Source organism: Kitasatospora arboriphila (assembly GCF_039528095.1).
GTDB lineage: Bacteria > Actinomycetota > Actinomycetes > Streptomycetales > Streptomycetaceae > Kitasatospora > Kitasatospora arboriphila.
The window spans coordinates 34,926-53,080 of sequence record NZ_BAAALD010000006.1; the positions used below are offsets into that span (position 1 = coordinate 34,926).

General features: G+C 74.9%; 12 protein-coding genes and 1 pseudogene. 10 read left to right on the plus strand and 3 right to left on the minus strand.

Going from position 1 to position 18,155, the window contains the following annotated elements; translation table 11 throughout:
* Positions 1 to 42: 42 nt before the first annotated feature.
* A complete protein-coding gene (locus ABD353_RS05025; protein ID WP_344622235.1) occupies positions 43 to 513 on the minus strand; it encodes a DUF2690 domain-containing protein in 471 nt (156 codons plus the stop codon).
* Between the two features lie 378 nt (positions 514 to 891).
* On the opposite strand from ABD353_RS05025, the gene ABD353_RS05030 reads away from it, so the two are divergent.
* From ABD353_RS05030 to ABD353_RS05050, 5 genes are all read left to right on the plus strand, one after another.
* The gene (locus tag ABD353_RS05030; RefSeq protein ID WP_344622236.1) at positions 892 to 3,498 is read left to right on the plus strand and encodes a hypothetical protein; all 2,607 of its coding nucleotides are present in this window, start codon (positions 892 to 894) and stop codon (positions 3,496 to 3,498) included.
* 163 nt (positions 3,499 to 3,661) lie between these two features.
* Complete coding sequence (locus ABD353_RS05035; RefSeq protein WP_344622237.1) at positions 3,662 to 8,506, plus strand: hypothetical protein; 4,845 nt, start codon at positions 3,662 to 3,664, stop codon at positions 8,504 to 8,506.
* A 347-nt stretch (positions 8,507 to 8,853) separates the two neighbouring features.
* Complete coding sequence (locus ABD353_RS05040; protein ID WP_344622238.1) at positions 8,854 to 10,266, plus strand: family 2B encapsulin nanocompartment shell protein; 1,413 nt, start codon at positions 8,854 to 8,856, stop codon at positions 10,264 to 10,266.
* A 274-nt stretch (positions 10,267 to 10,540) separates the two neighbouring features.
* Entirely contained in the window at positions 10,541 to 11,911 is a 1,371-nt protein-coding gene (locus tag ABD353_RS05045) for a family 2 encapsulin nanocompartment cargo protein terpene cyclase (RefSeq protein ID WP_344622239.1), read from the plus strand.
* 24 nt (positions 11,912 to 11,935) lie between these two features.
* Positions 11,936 to 12,817, plus strand: coding sequence for a geranyl diphosphate 2-C-methyltransferase (locus ABD353_RS05050; protein WP_344622240.1), 882 nt, complete (start codon positions 11,936 to 11,938; stop codon positions 12,815 to 12,817).
* 125 nt (positions 12,818 to 12,942) lie between these two features.
* Here the strand turns inward: ABD353_RS05050 and ABD353_RS05055 are convergent.
* Positions 12,943 to 13,080: pseudogene (locus tag ABD353_RS05055) on the minus strand (type 1 glutamine amidotransferase domain-containing protein); the annotation flags it as partial.
* Positions 13,081 to 13,369: 289 nt separating this feature from the next.
* Between ABD353_RS05055 and ABD353_RS05065 the strand changes: the two are divergent.
* Positions 13,370 to 14,344: an alpha/beta hydrolase gene (locus tag ABD353_RS05065; protein ID WP_344622241.1), complete on the plus strand. Its 975-nt coding sequence runs from the start codon at positions 13,370 to 13,372 to the stop codon at positions 14,342 to 14,344.
* A 276-nt stretch (positions 14,345 to 14,620) separates the two neighbouring features.
* Here the strand turns inward: ABD353_RS05065 and ABD353_RS05070 are convergent, their stop codons facing one another.
* Positions 14,621 to 15,175: an NIPSNAP family protein gene (locus ABD353_RS05070; RefSeq protein WP_344622242.1), complete on the minus strand. Its 555-nt coding sequence runs from the start codon at positions 15,173 to 15,175 to the stop codon at positions 14,621 to 14,623.
* Positions 15,176 to 15,231: 56 nt separating this feature from the next.
* On the opposite strand from ABD353_RS05070, the gene ABD353_RS05075 reads away from it, so the two are divergent.
* The 4 genes from ABD353_RS05075 (at position 15,232) to ABD353_RS05090 (ending at position 17,463) form a co-directional block, all read left to right on the plus strand.
* Positions 15,232 to 16,197 carry a helix-turn-helix transcriptional regulator gene (locus ABD353_RS05075; RefSeq protein WP_344622243.1) on the plus strand — a complete coding sequence of 322 codons (966 nt, stop codon included), beginning with the start codon at positions 15,232 to 15,234 and terminating at the stop codon, positions 16,195 to 16,197.
* Between the two features lie 186 nt (positions 16,198 to 16,383).
* Positions 16,384 to 16,551, plus strand: coding sequence for a hypothetical protein (locus tag ABD353_RS05080; RefSeq protein ID WP_344622244.1), 168 nt, complete (start codon positions 16,384 to 16,386; stop codon positions 16,549 to 16,551).
* Between the two features lie 66 nt (positions 16,552 to 16,617).
* Positions 16,618 to 17,001: a VOC family protein gene (locus ABD353_RS05085; RefSeq protein WP_344622245.1), complete on the plus strand. Its 384-nt coding sequence runs from the start codon at positions 16,618 to 16,620 to the stop codon at positions 16,999 to 17,001.
* A gap of 105 nt (positions 17,002 to 17,106) precedes the next feature.
* On the plus strand, positions 17,107 to 17,463 hold the full coding sequence (locus tag ABD353_RS05090) for a PRC-barrel domain-containing protein (protein ID WP_344622246.1): 357 nt from the start codon (positions 17,107 to 17,109) through the stop codon (positions 17,461 to 17,463).
* Positions 17,464 to 18,155 lie beyond the last annotated feature (692 nt).

Below are 18,155 nucleotides of genomic sequence, written 5' to 3' on the forward strand. Positions count from 1 at the left end.
GGCGCCCCGCGATCTCGGCGACGAGCGCGCCCGGAAGGGGCGTCAGCAGACCCTGACCTCCTGGTTGAAGCCGCCCGCGTCCACGCGGTGGGTGGTGAGGTTGACGAGGGCCGCCGAGACGTAGATGCAGCCGGGCGCCCAGATCTGGTAGGTCCACTGGTATCCGTACTCGCGCAGACGGGCCGTCACCTTGCCCCCGCCGCCGGGCTGGTCGCGGCGGATGGTGAGGTACGACTCGTGGGTGCCGGTGGCGTAGGGGTTCCAGACCCGTACCCAGTTCGTTCCGCAGGAGGGCGAGTAGCGGACCTCCAGGTGGGTGACGACCGGTCCGCCGTACTCCGGGGTCATCGGCAGGCTCGCGATGGTCCTGGCGTCGCCGGAGCACCGGATCATCGGATCGGTGTTGTCGTCCCACACGCTCGCGGACGCCGTTGACGGCACCGCGCAGGCCATCGCGAGTGCGGCCCCCAGCACCGCCGCACTCCGGCGCACCCGCCGCCAGGCATTCGTCATGGTCCGTCTCCCCCCGTGCAGGCCGCCGCGCCGGGACGGCCGGCGGATCGAGGCGGGAGGCTACCCCTCGGCGGCCGCGCCACACCGGCCGCCGGGACGGTGACCGCGACTCCCGACCCGTTCCCGGGCGAACGGCACAGCGCCGACCTCACCCCGCACCGGGGCACCCTCGGAATGCGCCGGGGGCGCTCAGGCAATCGCGCACGCCCTCGCATCGCACACACGGACGAAGCCCCGCGGCTCCACGCCCGCCCACCCGCCGACGCCCACGGGAGGAGCAGCGGGGCGTCGTCCGACCGGTGGTGCCCGACCGGCGGTGTGCGGCGGGCCACCCTATCGTTCGTGAACGGGGGACCGAGCGGACTCAAGGTGTGCATGATGCCGAGACACCCACGCCGGACGACCGCCGCCGTGCTGCTGGCCGTGGTCGCGGCCCTCACCGCGTCGGCCGCCCCCGGGTACGCGGCCGCCGACCCGACCGCGCTCTGTGCCTTGGCGCAGCAGTCGCTGGAGGCCGGCCACCTGGCGCAGGCCACCGCGCTCTACACCCAGACGGAGGACGGCGACCCGCTGCCCTGCGCGTCGCTCGGTCTCACGCTGGTCGCCGCGCACCGCCAGGTCGCGGCCCAGGCGACCGCCGCCGGGCAGGAGTTCCTCCAGGCGGGTGACCTCGCGGCGGCCGAACGGAAGTTCCGGGAGGCGCTGGGCAACGACGCCGAGAACGCCGAGGCGGCGGCCGGCCTCGACGCGATCACGGCCCGTCAGCAGGATCTGGCCCTCTCCCGCTGGGACCTGTTCTACGACCGCTGGGTCCTGCCGATGACCCAGCTGTTCACGGCCGCCGCCATCCTGCTCCTCGCCCTGGTGGCGCTGAGCGGGCTGCTCACGGGCGTCGTGGTGAAGGTCGACTCGATCGCCTGGCCCAGGCCGTGGCGGATCTCGCTGGGCATCGCCGGCTACTTCCTGCTGATCGGGTCGGCCCTGATGTTCACGGTCTACCAGATGTTCCACCCCTTCGACCCGGGCGAACTCAGCGACTGGCCGGCCGACCTGACGGTGTTGGTCGTCCTCCCCACGGCGGTCACCCTCGCGGCCGCATGGACCCACGGCCGCTACCGGTTCGCCTCCGAGCGGGAGTCGCGCCGGCAGACGCTCGGGCGGCTGTTCCGCGCCTGGCGGCCCACCCTGGCGGGGGCGTTCACCTACTGGGGGCGGCTGCTGGTCCCGCTCCTGGGCGTCGGCGGCCTGGGTCTGCTGCTGCGCACGGTCGTCCTGGACGACCCGGGCCGACGGCTCCTCACCACCTACGCGGTGCTCGCGCTCGACGGGATCCTGCTCACCGCGGCGACCTTCGGCCAGAACCTCCGCGTCCAGGTGTCGGTGCAGTCCCCGGACGGCGAGAACGACGCGGTGGCCACCGACTACCTGCTGGCCCGGGTCCAGGACCTCGGCATCGACACCCCGCCGATGCGGCTGCGGGCGATCACCAGCTCCATGCACCTGAGCACGATCAAGACCGAGGACCTCAGCGCCCTGCCGAACGGGAAGATCGCCGCGGCCCTCTCCGGCCTCTTCTTCGCCGTCCGGCCGGACCTCACCTGGCGGGTGCGGGCCGCCATCATGGACGACAACCGGATCACCGTGACCCTCTCCCGCAACGGCCGCCACGCCGAGAGCGACATCTTCAGCCGCGCCGAGCTGTTCCTCCCGCTGAGCAGGAGCGAGGACGCCCGGGAGCGCGCGAAGGCCCAGCTGCTCACCGGCGCCGCCGCGGTGACGCTGCTGCGGCTGAGCCGGGCGCACCCCAGGCTCAGGAACCAGCTCTGCGGCGCCACCAACTGGCGGAGCGTCACCCTGCAGGTGATCGCGACCAGTCGCTCGCTCATCGACGATCCCGGCCTGCGGACGGCACTGCTGGCCAGAGCCGTCGACGAGGACCCGGGCAACATCCTCGCCCGCGTCGACCATCTCTGGGCCCTCCAGGACGCGACGCGGCACGACAGCTACGCCTACCGGCAGCTGGCCGACGCGGCGGACGAGCAGCTGGCCGTCGTCAAGGCGCTCTGCCCCGACGTCCTGGTGATCCGTGCGCTGTACCGCAGCGCCTCCCAGTGGATCAACCGCTGCGCGGCCACCGGCGGCCGGGACATGGACGCCTCGAGCAAGGCCAAGATGGCGGTCGAGGAACTGGCGCGCAAGTGCGTGGAGACCGACACGGACGACGTGGAGCACATGACCCTCGCCCGGCAGATCCGCCCCGTCGCCGAGGCCATGGAGCACGAGATCGCGGCGCTCTCCGGTGTGTGGTCGGCCCGCCACCCCTTCATGAGGTCCGCGCCCCCGCCGCGGCTGGCCTACGAGTACGCCCGCCTCGCCGGCCTCGACCCGCGGCGCCCCCGGGTGTCCGACCGCACCGCCATCCACTACCTGCGCATCGCCCTGCCGACCGAGGCGCTCAGGGCCGAGGCCCGCAAGGACCCCTGCCTCGCCAGGCTGCACGACAGCAAGGAGTACCAGGAGCTCACGGCCGCCGCCTCGACCTTCCTCGACCTCCCGGTCTTCGACTCCTGCCGGCCGGCGCTCGTCGAGGCCGGGCTCAGCGCCCCGACGGACTTCCTGCTCCGCACCGCGACCGCCCGTCAGCGCGCCGTCCTGGCCGAGTACCTCGACGTCTCGCCGGTGCTCGTCGAACGGTTCGTCCAGATCGCCCAGCTGACCCAGCTCCACGACCGCCTCGACTGCGCCGCCACCCTGGGCCTGCTGGTGGAGTGCGGCATCGACTCCCCGGCCCGGCTGCTCGCGGAGTTCGCCCGGGACAAGGACAGGTTGTTCGAGGCCATCGGGGACGCGAACCGGGAAGGCCCGCGCATCCCGGAGGTCGACGACGTGGCGTCCTGGCTGCCGGACGCGGTCTCCACCGCCGCGGCCGCCCACCGCTCCCGGCGGGGCCGACGGGCGGCGGACCGCCTCGGCCGGATCGGCTAGGGCCGCCGGGCAGCGCCCGCCGACGACGCTCGGCCGGAGCCGTGCGGCCCCGGACGGTTCGGGGCGCGGGGTCGGAGGGGACGATCCGTCAAGTCCGGTCGGGTGGAACGGCCCGGAGGGGTCCGGGCCGGGGTGGTCAGTGGGGCGTGCGACGATCCGGGTCATGATCGCCTCGCTCGCATCCCTGCTGCCCACCGCCGGGCCGCACCGCTCGACCACGTACCCCGACTGGGTCGCCGCGCACGACCCGGACGCGGCGGACGCCGCACGTGGCCTGGCCGACCTGATGGCCGACCGGCTGAACCGGTCCTGGCACAAGCCCGGCGCGTTCGTGGACACGATGGCCCGCCAGGCGCGGCAGCTCCCGCCGGCCCATCTGCCGTGGTTCTGGGACACCGTCGGGCACCGGCTGATCGGCACCCGCGGCCGGGCCGCCGGGCGGGCCTACGCGGCCGCCCGCGCGGCGGAGGCCGAGCACGGCCTGCCGGTGGACGCCGGCTACCGGCGGGCCAACGCGCTGCTGTTCGCGGCGGCCGGGGCCATGCCGGCCAAGGAGCTGGCGGCGCACCAGCGGTTCCTCACCGAGACGCTGGAGCCGGCCGCCGCGCACGCGGCCCTCGACCGGCTGCTGACCGCGTGGGCGGGCTCCTCCGCCGACCTGCCGGCCGATCTGGTCCGCCGGGCGCGGGCCTCGGCGAAGGCCGCCGGGCTCGGGGACGACGAGGTGGCGCGGCTGGTCGGCGCGGTCCTGGCGGTCACCCGCGACAAGGCGGTGCCGGACGCGCTGCTGAACGCCGCCGCTCCGCTCCTGACGGCCCATCCGCCCGCGCACCCGCTCATGGCCGCTCTGGTCGGGATCTTCCCCGACGGCACCACGGACGGCGGCGCCTGGCTGCGGCTGCTGATCGGCTGCGGCGCCGCCGACGCCATGGCGGACGGCCGGGTGGAACCCGAGGGCGGCCTGCCCCGCTGGCTGGGGCGCTTCGTCCACATGTACCAGTACGCGGCGCAGCCCGGCGGCGGCGTGGGACGGCAGCAGCTCCCGGCCGAACTCCTCGACCTGGTCGGACGTTTGGCGCCGCGCCTGCGGGCGGCGGGCACCCCGGTCGAACTGCACACCACCCGCTACCACTGGCAGGGGCTGGACGCCGACCTGCTGGACGCGTGCCTCGCCGCCGACGTCGCCGTCCTCGACCCCGGCGCGCAGATCCGGATGCGCTTCTGGGGCGAGCGGTCCCGGCGGGACCTCGCCGCCCTCGCCGCCGACCCGGTGTTCGGCCCCCGGCTGGAGGGCACCGTCCACGCCGGCCTGCTGCCGCAGTGGGGGCCCTCCCGTGCGCGCCGCGCCGGCACCGCGGTGACGCTGCTGCCCGGCAACGACGGCATCGCCCAGGCGGTCGCCGGGCGGGTCGGCAGGCTCGTCGACACCGTCGCCGGCGGCGGCATGGCCGGCGGCGAGGAGGCCGTCGCCGAACTGGCGACCCTGCTGGACCAGCCCCCCGTGACGCCCCCCGCCGGCACCCCCGACCCCCTCGCCGAGGCCGGCGCCGCCGGTTCGCTGCACCGCTCGCTGCGCGCCGGCCTGCCCGAGGAACTCGGCTGGCCCGCCCTGGAGTCGGCGTACGCCGAGCTCGCGGCCGACGCCGCAGCCGACGCCGACTCTGGGGCGGACGCCGGTCCGGACACCGGGGCGGCCGAGGACGAGGCCGAGGACGGACCGCTCCCCGGTGTGTCCGGGGTGACCTCCACCTGGCCGGTGCTGACCGTGTTCGGACGCACCCGCGCCGTCGCCGTCGCCCCGGTCGGCGTCCGGGCCTCCTGCCGGTTCACCGTGCCCGACGGCGCCACCATGTTCGCGGTCCACTACGTCGGCGGCTCCTTCCTGGTCAGCTGGACCGTCAAGGACCGCCCCTACCACTGCGACACCGCCGTCTGGGCCGACCGCCCCGACGAGCCGTTCACCCCGGACGACCTGGGCGGTCTGGTGCCGTACGACGGCAGCCTGGACGGGGCGTTCGGCTTCCAGTTCGAGACCGCGGACGGCGGCGGACGGCACGGCGGCGAACGGGTGCTGCGCCCCGGCGGCACCGAGGGCATCGACCGCTACGAACTGCAGCTCTCCGACGGCTCACGGACCTGGGCCAACGGCGTCTTCCGGCGCCGGCCGTGGGAGCTGCTGGAGCCGGTCACCGGCGAGTCCCGCGGGGCCGTGGAACTGCCGGACTTCCCGGGCCGCCCCGCGAGCGCCGACCCGGCCGCCGAGCCGTCCGAGATCGGCATGGCCCTGGACGTGGAGGCGCTGCAACTGGCGCCGCTGCCCGCCGGGACGACCGACTCGCCGCTGGGCAGCCGGGACGGGCTGGTCGGCACCCGGGTGCTGTACCGCACCCCCCACCGCAACCCCGCACCCGACCACTTCCTGCTGGAGAGCATCGACGGGCGCACCGCCCGTTTCGACATCGACCGCCAGGGTCAGCAGCCGTGGGGGCTGTGGGCACCGCCCCAGGGCGCGGTGGAGGACGTCGTCCTCGCCGAGGCCGAGACCCGCACCGGCGTCCGCGCCTACACCGCGGACGGCAGCCTGCTGTGGGAGCTGGACGGCCACCGCTCGCCCGCCAGCCGGTGGGCGAAGCGCGCCCGGCGCGTCACCGTCTCCAACGGCGTCGCCCTGCCGCCCGCCTTCTGGTACCTGCTGCGCACCCGGGACGAGGCCGGATCGCGGGCGCTGCGCGGCATCGGACGCACCGCCGCGGAGGCGCTGCTCGCAGCCGCCCGCAGCGGCGCCGGGGAGCTGCGCACGGCGATCGCCCGTGAACTGCCCGAGGTCACCGACCCGGTGCTGGTCGAGGCCGTCGCTGCGGTGGCCGTCCGGGCCGTCCGGGTCGAGGACCGCAGGCTCGCCCTGCACCACCGGGTCACCCTGCTCACCCAGGCGCCGCCGGCCCTGCCGGGCCGGTCCGCACCGGACACCGAGCTGATGCCCGCCCTGTTCGGGCTGGTCGGGACCGGGGACCGGGACCCGTGGCGGCACACTCCGGACGTACCGCTGCCGGCCACCCTGTCCGCGCTCGCGGCCGACGGCGCCTGCCTGGGCGGCACCCTCGCCGAGGAGGTGCTGCGGCTCTCGCCGCCGGCGCCGCCGCACGACTGGACGCAGTTGCTCGGCGCGATCGACGCCGCCGCCTGGCGGGCGGCCGTGGCGGCGACCGCGGACCCGTCGCGAGCCGCCCTGCTGGCGCTCCTGGACACCTGGGCGCACCAGCCGTTCGCCGCCGCCGGCAGCCGGTGGTGGGTGGGCCGGGCTCCCGCCGCGACCCTGGACGCACTGCGCGAGGACGGGACGGCGGTGGCCTCCGCCGCAGTGCAGGCCGGATCGTCGGAGCACTGGTTCGCCGCGCCCGCGTCCGGCACCGAGAACGCCGAGAACGCCCGGACAACCGTGATCACCGAGGGCGACCCGGTGGCGAGGGCCGTTCCGGAGGCCCAACTCGTCGTCGTCGCACGGGACGACGCCGCGCGGCTGCGGGCCCTGCTCGCCGCGATCGACGCCCACGGACCGCTCCCCCTCCCGGAGGCCGCGGCCGCCCGGTTCGCCGAACTGACCGGCGTCCGGCGGGCGGTGGCCCGGCTCGTGGTGGCCGGCCTGGTCGCCGGGTCCGACCGCGAGGACCACCGCAGCCTGCTGCGCAAGGCTCCCTACCGGGCGACGCCGATGACCGTCGACGCCTACGACCGGCTGTGCGCACGGCTCGGCGGCGACGGCCGGCGGGCCGTCCTGGGGCCCCCCCCCCCCCCCGCCCCGCCCGCGCTCTGGCAGCCCGGCGGGGTCGAGGCCGCCGTCGAGCTGATGGCCGCCGCCTGGTGCGCGCGCCTCGGCGCGCAGCCCGCCGTCCATGACGAGGCGGCCGACGCGCTGGAGGCCGAACTGGGCCTGCCCGAGGTCTGGGCCCGCCGGCTCGCCGGCGGCTACGAGGCCGCCACCGACGCGACCGTGGAGGCGGCGGGCTGGGAGCTGACGGCCACCCCGTACAGCACGGGGGTCGACGTCCGGGCCGTGCCGGCGGCCGGTGTCGAACTGCGGTACGGCACCCCGGTCGGGCTGCCCCTGCAGGTGATCGCGAGCGCCCTGGTGTGGGCGTGCACGGACCGGCCCGTCGGCGACCCGGCCGTGGCCGGCGCGGCCGCGCTCCACGACCGGCTGCGCGCCGAACTCGCCCGCCCGGAGCTGCTGCTGGACCTGGCCGGCGCGTCCGTCAAGGACACCCCCGAGGGCATCGAACAACGCTTCGGACCGGCGCGGATACCTGTCGCACGCGACCGCCGCAAGGAGGAGGGCCCGCTGCCGCAGACCGCCTACGACTCGGGGCCGCTGGTCGTCTGCGCGCCCGGCGGCGACGCGTTCCTGCGTCCCGCGGCGGCGGCCGACCCGCAGGTGTGGCGCACCCTCCGCGGGATCACCGGGCTGACCCGCGAACTCGACCGGGTGGCACCCGTGCTGCCCGGCGGCGGCCTGGAACGCATGCTCGACCGGGCCCGCTCCGGCGCCGTCCCCGCCGGCGCGTACGAGGCCGACCCGCGGCAGTCCTGCCCGGAGCTGGTCGCCCGGGTGTGCGACCGGCTCGCGGTCGGCGCCGACGCCGCAGCGCTGTACCTCCAGCTCGCGACGCTCGCCGCGCCCACCGACCGCAACGTCCGCCGCTGGAACGGCTGGACGGCCAAGCAGCACGCTGCGGCACGCACCGAACTCCTCGCCACCGCAGCGGTGGTCGAGGCCAAGCGCGCCAGGGCGGGCCGGACGCTCTTCCTGCCCGGCGACTGGACCGAACTGAAGGCCCCGCACCTCCCGCTGGAGACCGTCAAGCTCGCCGCCCACACCGTGACCCCGCTCTGGGGCAACACCATCCGCTCCCCCTTCGGACGGGTGCTGCCGGTCGCCCCGCTGCACGAGATGTTCGCCGCGGCCTGGCAGCGGGAGCACGGCGGCACTCCGGCGGCCGCCGACGGCTGACAGCCTGACACCGTTGCCTGCCGGGGTCCGGTCTCGCCACCACCGGGACCGGACCCGGCAGCAACCTCAGGACGTTCGGTCTGGCATTCGGTCTCGGCACGCACTCCGGCGCGCACTCCGGCGCAGACCAATCCTTCATCGTATGCACCCTGTGCGAACACAAACATGCTGGCGAAAAAGATCATCACTTCGGGGCAATGCCGCGGGCGTGCCGGGCCAACTGGCCGCGCCGGCGGCTAGTTTGCTCCTGGAGGTCAGCGGCCTGCGCGGACGTTCGCTCTGTTCGCCCGGCCACGTACGACGTGGGCCGTGCCGGTCGCCGCTGTTACTGAAGGAGAGCCTGCTCGATGACGGTGGACACCAGCCAGCCGGCGCAGTCGGAGCCGACTGGGCGGAGCAGCCTGGGCACGGCTGCTGCCCGGAACCTCGCCACCACGACCAAGTCCGCACCGCAGATGCAGGAGATCACCTCCCGCTGGCTGCTGCGGATGCTCCCGTGGGTGGAGGTCGAGGGCGGGACCTACCGGGTCAACCGGCGGCTGACCTACACCGTCGGGGACGGGCGCATCGAGTTCGTCCAGGACGGCGCCCGGGTCCGCGTGATCCCCCGCGAGTTGGGCGAACTCGCGGTGCTGCGCGGCTTCGACGACGTGGCCGTGCTGACCGCGCTCGCCGGCCGCTGCGTCCAGCGCGACTTCCGCGCGGGTGAGGTGCTGGTGGAGCGCGGCACGCCCGCCGAGCGGATCCACCTGATCGCCCACGGCCGGGTCGCCCAGAGCTCCGAGGGCCGGTACGGCGAGGCGGTGTCCGTGGCCGTCCTGGCCGACGGCGACCACTTCGGCGAGCACGCCCTGCTGGACGCCGGGGCGACCTGGGACTGCACCGCCACGGCCGAGACCGCCGGCACCCTGCTGACGCTCGCGCGGGCGGACTTCCACGCCGTGCTGGAGGCGGCTCCGGGCCTCCGGGCGCACGTCGACCGGTTCACGGCGATCCCGCTCCAACGCCAGAACCGGCACGGCGAGGCCGAGATCGCGATGTCGGCCGGCCACACCGGCGAGGTCGAGCTGCCCGGTTCGTTCGTCGACTACGAGCTCAAGCCGCGCGAGTACGAGCTGTCGGTCGCCCAGACCGTGCTGCGGGTCCACTCCAGGGTCGCCGACCTCTACAACGAGCCGATGAACCAGACCGAGGAGCAACTCAGGCTCACCGTCGAGGCGCTGCGCGAGCGGCAGGAGTTCGAGCTGGTCAACAACCGCGAGTTCGGCCTGCTCCACAACGCCGCGTTCAAGCAGCGGATCCAGAGCCGCTCCGGTTCGCCGACGCCCGACGACCTGGACGAACTGCTCTGCCGCCGGCGCGGTTCCCGGTTCTTCCTCGCCCACCCCCGGGCGATCGCCGCCATCGGCCGCGAGTTCAACGCCCGCGGGCTGTACCCGGACCACGTCGACCTCGGCGGGCAGCAGGTCCCGGCGTGGCGCGGCGTTCCGATCCTGCCGTGCAGCAAGATCCCGATCAGCAGGGAGAACACCACCTCGATCCTCGTGATGCGGACCGGGGAGGACAAGCAGGGCGTCGTCGGTCTGCGCCGGACGGGGCTGGTGGACGAGTACGAGCCGGGCCTGTCGGTGCGGTTCACGGGCATCGACGAACGGGCGGTCATCTCCTACCTCGTCAGCACCTACTACTCCGCGGCGATCCTGGTGCCCGACGCGCTCGGCGTACTGGAGAACGTGCAGATCGGCCGCCGGGACGGCTAGCGCCGCCGACCCGGCCGACCGGCCTCGCCGAATCACGTCGACCCGGCGGCCCAACGAACGCCCTGCTCCCGCACACCGCCCCGCGGCGGAAGCCGGACGCAGGACCTGAACAACCGCTGCGCCGGTCCGGCATGACCCGGCACTGCCCCGGCACGCCCGGACGGAACGGCCCCGGCCGCCCTGCCCGCCGGCACCGCCCCGCACGCACCCCCTCTCGGCCCCGCCCGACGTGCCCGGATCCGGGACGTTCCCACCCTTCACCAAGGAGCTACGGATGCCTGTCCCTGTGCCTCTGCCCGGCAGGGCGAGCCCGCCGTCCGCCACGTCCGGCGGCGGGGCCGGCCGACTGCCCGGACCGCCTGCGGCCTTCCCGCCGGTCCCGGGGAGCGGGCCCCTGCCCGTTCCGGTCGCCGACCCGGCGGGCGAGACCGTGCCGCAGGGCGCCGCCGCGGTGCCGGCATCCGGCCCGGTGCAGGCGTCCGGCCCGGTGCAGGCGTCCGGCCCGGCGCCGACGCCCGGCCCTGCGCCGGGCACGAGCCCGGTGCTGCAGCAGATCCTGCGCGGTCCGAGCGGCCTGGGAACGGCGGGGCTCTACCTGCCCCTTCTCCAGGCGCCGACCGGACCGTCCGACCCGTCCGCGTCTGCCGAACCGGCCGAACAGGCGGCGGGCAGGCCCGTCCCGGGTCTCTACCACCACCCGATCCCGGAGCCGGACGCCCACCGGGTGGAGGAGGTCAGCCGCAGGATCAAGGCGTGGGCGGTGGAGGAGGTCGAACTCTTCCCTCCGGACTGGGAGGACCAGTTCGACGGGTTCTCGCTGGGCCGCTACATGGTCGCGTGCCATCCCGACGCCCCGACCGTCGAGCACCTGATGATCGCCACCCGGCTGATGGCGGCCGAGAACGCCCTCGACGACTGCTACTGCGAGGACCACGGCGGCTCGCCCGTCGGCCTCGGCGGCCGGCTGCTGCTGGCGCACACCGCGCTCGACCCGCTCCACACGACGGCCGAGTACCAGCCGGACTGGGCGGAGTCGCTGCACGCGGACGCGCCGCGGCGCGCCTACCGCTCGGCCATGCAGTACTTCGTCCAGCAGGCCGGCCACTCCCAGGCCGACCGGTACCGGCACGACATGGCCCGGCTGCACCTGGGGTACCTCGCGGAGGCGGCCTGGGCCGAGACGGACTACGTGCCGGAGGTGTGGGAGTACCTGGCGATGCGCCAGTTCAACAACTTCCGCCCCTGCCCGACCATCACCGACACCGTGGGCGGCTACGAACTCCCGGCGGACCTGCACGCCCTGCCCGCCATGCAGCGGGTCATCGCGCTCGCGGGGAACGCGACCACGATCGTCAACGACCTGTACTCGTACACCAAGGAACTGGCCAGCCCCGGCCGGCACCTGAACCTGCCCGTGGTGATCGCCGAGCGCGAGGACTGCTCCGTCCGCGACGCCTACCTGAAGGCCGTCGAGGTCCACAACGACCTGATGCACGCCTTCGAGGCCGCGGCCGCCGACCTCGCCGCCGAGGTCCCCCATCCCGTGGTGCTGCGCTTCCTGCGCGGCGTCGCCGCCTGGGTCGACGGCAACCACTACTGGCACCAGACCAACACCTACCGCTACAGCCTGCCCGATTTCTGGTAAGAACCGGTAAGAACGGAATCATCTGTGACCAACACTCAGTTCGCCGCCGCCCCCGCCTCGGCCGTGATCCCCGGCCCGGCGACTCCCTACCAGGGCGACATCGCGCGCTACTGGGACCACGAGGCCCGGCCCGTGAACCTGCGCCTGGGCGACGTCGACGGTCTCTACCACCACCACTACGGCATCGGTGACGTCGACCACGCCGCCCTCGGCGACCCCGAGGACAGCACGTACGAGAAGAAGCTGATCGCCGAGCTGCACCGCCTGGAGTCGGCGCAGACCGACGTCCTCCTGGACCACCTCGGCGCCGTCGGGACGGACGGGACCCTCGTGGACGCCGGCTGCGGCCGCGGCGGCTCGATGGTGATGGCCCACCAGCGCTTCGGATGCAAGGTCGAGGGCGTCACCCTGTCGGCCAAGCAGGCCGAGTTCGCGAACGGACGCGCCCGTGACCTGGGCATCGGCGACCACGTCCGCGCCCGCGTGTGCAACATGCTCGACATGCCGTTCGAGGCCGGGCAGGTCTCGGCCTCGTGGAACAACGAGTCGAGCATGTACGTCGACCTCCACGACCTCTTCGCCGAGCACTCGCGGATCCTCGGCGTCGGCGGTCGGTACGTCACCATCACCGGCTGCTGGAACCCCCGGTACGGCCAGCCCTCGAAGTGGGTCTCCCAGATCAACGCGCACTTCGAGTGCAACATCCACTCCCGCCGGGAGTACATGCAGGCCATGGCCGACAACCGGCTCGTCCCGCAGGCCGTCGTCGACCTGACCCCGGCGACCCTGCCGTACTGGGAGCTGCGGGCCACGTCCTCGCTGGTCACCGGTATCGAGGAGGCGTTCATCAACTCGTACAAGGACGGCTCGTTCCAGTACGTGCTGATCGCGGCCGACCGCGTCTGAACCCGCTGAGCGGGCGGGGCCGGCGGTCCGCCGCGGCTCCGTGACGACACCGAGAGGCTGCCACTCCCCCAGGGGGTGGCAGCCTCGACCGGTTCAGCCGCCGGTGCCGCTGCCGCTCGCGGCCCCTACCGCTGCGCCGCCGGGTCCAGGTCGGCCACCAGCCGTTCGGCGAGCCGCCCGGACGACGCGGGGTTCTGCCCGGTGTACACGTTGCGGTCGACCACCATGAACGGGAGCAGCGGCAGGCGCGTCTTGGCGCAGTCTCGAGGTGGCCCCTGCCCGAGGCCACCGCCACCGTGTGGTCCGACCTCGTCATGACCGCGGGACTGCGCGAGGGCGGGACCGTGCTGGTGCACGACGGCGCCAGCGGCATCGGCACCACGGCCGTCCAGATCGCCAAGGCGCTGGGGCCCGCGTGGTCACTGGGCGCCGCACGGATCACCCGTTCGGCCCCCTCGCCCGAAGGCCCGGCACGCGCCCCGCACCGCCCGCGGAAAGGATGGTCGCGCGGCGGCCCCTCCCGGGCCGCCCGACGACCTCACGGAGGCCCCCATGGCCACGACCTCCCGCCCGGCCGCCCCGGTCCTGGAACCGGCCGCCACCGATCTGGCGAAGGCCACCGACCCGCACCCGCGCATCTACGAACTCGCCCCGGCCGAAGGCCGCGACGCCCTGGCCGGCCTGCAGACCGGCGCCGGCGTCGACAAGCCCTCGGTCGACGAGGAGTGGCTCGACGTCGACGCCGGTGCGCACGGCACGGTCCGCACCCGCATCGTCCGGCCGGCCGGCGTCACCGGCGTCCTGCCGGTGATCTTCTACATCCACGGCGCGGGCTGGGTCTTCGGGGACGAGAACACCCACGACCGCCTCGTGCGCGAACTCGCCGTCCGCGCGAACGCCGCCGTCGTCTTCCCCGTCTACACCCGCGCGCCCGAGGCCAAGTACCCGACCCAGATCGAGCAGAACTACGCCGTCGGCCAGTGGCTCAAGGACCACGGCCCGGCCAGGAGCCTCGACCCCGGCACCGTGGCGGTCTGCGGCGACTCGGTCGGCGGCAACATGTCGACCGTCTTCGCGATGATGAACGCCGAACGCGGCGGGCTGCGCCTCGCCTGCCAGGTGCTGCTCTACCCGGTCACCGACGCCGCCTTCGACACCCCCTCCTACCTGCAGTTCGCCGAGGGCTACTTCCTCACCCGCGAAGGCATGCAGTGGTTCTGGGACCAGTACACCACCGACCCCGCCGAGCGCGCCGACCCGCACGCCTCACCGCTGCGCGCCTCCGCGGAACAGCTCCGGGCGATGCCGCCGACCCTGATCATCACCGACGAGGCCGACGTGCTCCGCGACGAGGGGGAGGCCTACGCCGCGAAGCTGCGTGCCGCCGGGGTCCAGGTCACCGCGGTCCGCGTGCTGGGCATGGTGCACGACTTCATGATGCTCGACAGCCTGCGCGACACCGCCGCCAACAACGTCGCCCTGAGACTCGCCGGCGACACCCTGCGCGACGCCCTCCACGGGTGGTGAGCCGGCCCCTCGCCGCAGGGACGCACCGGCGGGGCCGCGCTCCGAGAAGGCGGTGACGGGCCGCCGCCCGCACCCGGGGCGGCGCCGTCCGGTGCCGGTCGGGGCGGCCGCGGCGGCCGGGGCGAGCGGCGCGCCGGTGGTGCGGTCGACGTGCTGCGCCGTCGGCCGGCCGGGGGCGAGGACGTCCGTGGCAGACCGAGCGGTCCTTCGCCGGCTCGTGCCGGGTGTTCACCCCCGGGCTCGCCGACGGCACCGACCACACCGCGTTCTTCCGGTTCAGCCGACCCGGCGGCCCCCGCCCCCCCCCCCCCGCCGGGCCGGCCGGGGCGGCGGGTCGGCCGGGCCGAACCAGACCCGGACGTCCTCGCCGGTCCGGACGGGCAGGCGGGGGAAGTCGTTCTCGGCGTGTTCGGTGCGGTGCAGCGCATGGGCCGGGCCGAGGTGCCGGGCGGCGTAGGCGTCGAAGGCGGCCGGGTCGGCGGGGTGGCAGACGGTGGCGAGCACCGTGCGGGCGGCCGGTTCGGGGGTGTAGCCGCGGCCGTTCAGGAGGAGGACGTCGTCGCTGTCGACCATGGTGGCGTTGGCCGCGTCGCGGTGCTCCCGCCAGACCGGGCCGCCGTAGAAGGCCTCCAGCGCGCGGCGCCGACGGTCCATGTCGGGGAAGGCCCGCAGCCAGACGAAGCGGTCCGGGTCGTCGAGGTCGCGGAACCGGCCGCCGACGGTGATGCCGGCCGCCAGCTGGCCGGTCACGAACTCGCGCTCGAACAGCTCGATCAGGGTCTCCCGGGCGCCCGGATGCAGGGTGTACTGGCGCAGCTCGACGATGCTCATGCGCCGCAGGCTAGGGGCACTCCCCTGACATCTGCTGTCAGGGGATACTGACCGGCATGCGTGCGAGTCGGCTGGTCTCCCTGCTCCTGCTGCTCCAGAACCGGGGACGGCTGACGGCCGAGCAACTCGCCGAGGAGCTGGAGGTGTCCGTCCGCACCGTCTACCGGGACGTCCAGGCGCTCGCCGCCGCCGGGATCCCGCTGTACGGCGAGGCCGGGCACGAGGGCGGCTACCGGCTGGTCGACGGGTACCGGACCCGGCTCACCGGGTTGACGGCTGACGAGGCGCAGGCCGCCTTCCTCGCCGCGCTCCCCGGCGCCGCCGCCGACCTCGGCCTGGGCGAGGCGCTCGCCGGCGCCCGGCTGAAGCTGCACGCCGCCCTTCCGGCGGAGGTGCGCGAGCACGCCGGGCGGATCCAGGAGCGCTTCCTGCTCGACGCCCCGGGCTGGTACGGCGATCCGGACGACACCCCGCACCTCGCGGTCGTCGCCGCCGCGGTGTGGGCGCGGCGGGCGGTGGTCCTGCGGTACCGGCGCTGGCGGGCACCGGAGGAGATCGAGCGGCGGGTCGAACCGTACGGGCTCGTGCTCAAGGCGGGCCGTTGGTACCTGGTCGCGGGCGGGCCGACCGGGATCCGCACCTACCGCGTCGACCGGATCGTCGGACTCGGCGGGGTGGAGGAGGAGTTCGCGGTGCCGGACGGGTTCGACCTGGGCGGGTACTGGGCGGCCTACCTGGCGGACTTCCGGGACCGGCTGCACACCGGCGAGGCGCTGGTCCGGCTCACCCCGGAGGGTGCCCGCCGGCTCGGGGTGCCGCGGGCGGGCGACGGCTGGACGGAGGCCCGCATCCCCATCGAGTCGGTCGACCACGCCCACGGAGAGCTCCTGCGGCTGGGCGCCGACGTGGTGGTCCTCGCACCGGTGGAACTGCGCGACCGCATCGCCGGGACGGTCCGGGCCCTGGCCGCGCAGTACGGGCCGGGTTCCCCCGTCGAGGGGGCTTCGGACCCGGGGGCCTGAACCCGCCCGCTGCGGCCCGTGGTCCGTACGGTCGCCGTACGGCGGTGCATCGACCGCCGCCGACTGGGCATGCGCTCCGCGCGGGCCCGCGGCAGCGGGGTCCGCAGCCGGGGCCGCCCACCGGGTGACGTGCCCGCCGTCGGCGGCTCCGGGCACGGCCATCTCCTCGGGCGGAGGCGGACTCCCATGGCCTGGATCCTGTTCCTGGTGCTCCTCGCGATCGTGCTCGGCCTCATCGGCGTGGCCGCGCACGGTCTGCTGTACCTCCTGTTCATCGGCATCGTCGTCCTCCTCGTCGCGGTGGCCCTCGGGGGCGCGCGCTTCCGCCGGAGCGGCCGGCGGCCCACCCGGTAGGAGGGACGGCCCACCCGGTAGGAAACCCGCTGGCGCGCGGCACGGAAATCGGCGAGGCTCGCCGGCATGGTCTCGGTGGTGCAGAACGTGGCGGTCGACTGTGCGGATGCCTACGGGCTGGCCCGGTTCTGGAGCAGGGTGACCGGCCGTCCGCTGCATCCCGACGACCGGCCGGGCGATCCGGAGGTCCAGGTCATGCTCGCCGAGGGCCCGGTCCTGTACTTCAACCAGGTGCCCGAGGCCAAGACGGTCAAGAACCGGCTCCACCTCTGCCTGCGCCCGGAGACCTCGCGCGACCAGGAGGTCGAACGGCTGCTGGGCCTCGGCGCCACCCTCGTCGCCGACCGCCGCGATCCCGACGGCTCCGGCTGGGCGGTCCTCGCCGATCCCGAGGGCAACGAGTTCTGCGTGCTGCGCAGCGAGTCCGACCGGGCCGCGACGGCGTCCTGAGGCCCCCGACGGGCAGTGGTTGCCGAGCGTCGGGGCGGGCAGACGCTACCCGTCGCGGGGCCGCCCCGCGGCGGAGCGCGGGACTCGACGGACCGGAGGCCACCGATGATCCAGCTCGCAGACGTCCGCGAGTGGCGCCAGCACGACGTCGTCGACCAGGACGCCAAGAAGATCGGTGTCCTGGAGTCGGTCTACGTCGACACGGCGACCGACGAACCGTCCTTCGCCACGGTCACCGTCGGTCTGCCGACCCGCCACCGGCTCGTCTTCGTACCGCTCGACGGCGCCACCGCCGGACCCGGCTACCTGAAGGTCGCCCATCCGAAGGCCCTGGTGAAGGACGCGCCGTCGATCGACACCGACGGCGTCCTGACCGCCGACCAGGAACCGGCCGTCTTCGCCCACTACCGGCTCGACTACCGGCCCGGGGCCGGCGGCGAACGCCGCCTCGCCCGCCGGTGAGGGACCGGCCGGTGCCCCTGCGGAAACAGAGGACGGCGCGCGGCGCAGGCCGGGTGGATCGCCCGGGTGAGCGATTCGACCGGAGGAACCGGAGGAGTCGGCCCGCGGACCGTCCTCGCGGGGCCGGCCCTGCGGCCGTTGCGGGAGGCCATGAGACGGCGGCGGCCGCGGCGCTGCGCCTGCATCCTGCGCCGGTCGGCCGGCCTCGGCCGACCAGCTGCCGTACGGCCGGGGCGTCGAGTCGGAGGCCGGGTCGTACCGGCTGCTGCGAGCGCTCGGATCGGGGGCCTTCGCCGACGCGGCGGCCCGCAGTCCTCGATCCGGTCGGGCTCCTCGTCCACGGGCCGGTCGCCGCGGCCGGGCACGTCGCCCGCGACCACGGCGAAGCCGCACTCGGCGGCGAAGCGGCGCGGGTGCGTGCGGCGCCTGCGGCGTCCGGGCATGTCACCCAGGTCGAAGAGCCATGCGGGGGAACGCCCGACCTGTCACAGCGTTGATCGATCCCATCTCCTCGACGTCGCGGTGGGGCACGGCGGCGTAGAAGGCATCACGACCGGCCTCCGACCGCAAGCGGCCGGATTCCGCTGGAACGGGAGGAGCTGACGAGGCATCGGGGACACGTCCCTCACGGGTCGCCGGTTGGCGCGCAGGTCGTCCGGGGTCTCGGCGAGGCACGACCCGGCGCCGCGGCC

Excerpts from the sequence above, each read along its gene's own strand:
- ABD353_RS05025 (WP_344622235.1), bottom strand. The coding sequence starts at position 513 with ATGACGAATGCCTGGCGGCGGGTGCGCCGGAGTGCGGCGGTGCTGGGG.
- ABD353_RS05085 (WP_344622245.1), top strand. The coding sequence starts at position 16,618 with ATGGTCTCGGTGGTGCAGAACGTGGCGGTCGACTGTGCGGATGCCTAC.
- ABD353_RS05090 (WP_344622246.1), top strand. The coding sequence starts at position 17,107 with ATGATCCAGCTCGCAGACGTCCGCGAGTGGCGCCAGCACGACGTCGTC.
- ABD353_RS05065 (WP_344622241.1), top strand. The coding sequence starts at position 13,370 with ATGGCCACGACCTCCCGCCCGGCCGCCCCGGTCCTGGAACCGGCCGCC.
- ABD353_RS05040 (WP_344622238.1), top strand. The coding sequence starts at position 8,854 with ATGACGGTGGACACCAGCCAGCCGGCGCAGTCGGAGCCGACTGGGCGG.
- ABD353_RS05045 (WP_344622239.1), top strand. The coding sequence starts at position 10,541 with ATGCCTGTCCCTGTGCCTCTGCCCGGCAGGGCGAGCCCGCCGTCCGCC.
- ABD353_RS05030 (WP_344622236.1), top strand. The coding sequence starts at position 892 with ATGCCGAGACACCCACGCCGGACGACCGCCGCCGTGCTGCTGGCCGTG.
- ABD353_RS05080 (WP_344622244.1), top strand. The coding sequence starts at position 16,384 with ATGGCCTGGATCCTGTTCCTGGTGCTCCTCGCGATCGTGCTCGGCCTC.
- ABD353_RS05075 (WP_344622243.1), top strand. The coding sequence starts at position 15,232 with ATGCGTGCGAGTCGGCTGGTCTCCCTGCTCCTGCTGCTCCAGAACCGG.
- ABD353_RS05070 (WP_344622242.1), bottom strand. The coding sequence starts at position 15,175 with ATGAGCATCGTCGAGCTGCGCCAGTACACCCTGCATCCGGGCGCCCGG.
- ABD353_RS05035 (WP_344622237.1), top strand. The coding sequence starts at position 3,662 with ATGATCGCCTCGCTCGCATCCCTGCTGCCCACCGCCGGGCCGCACCGC.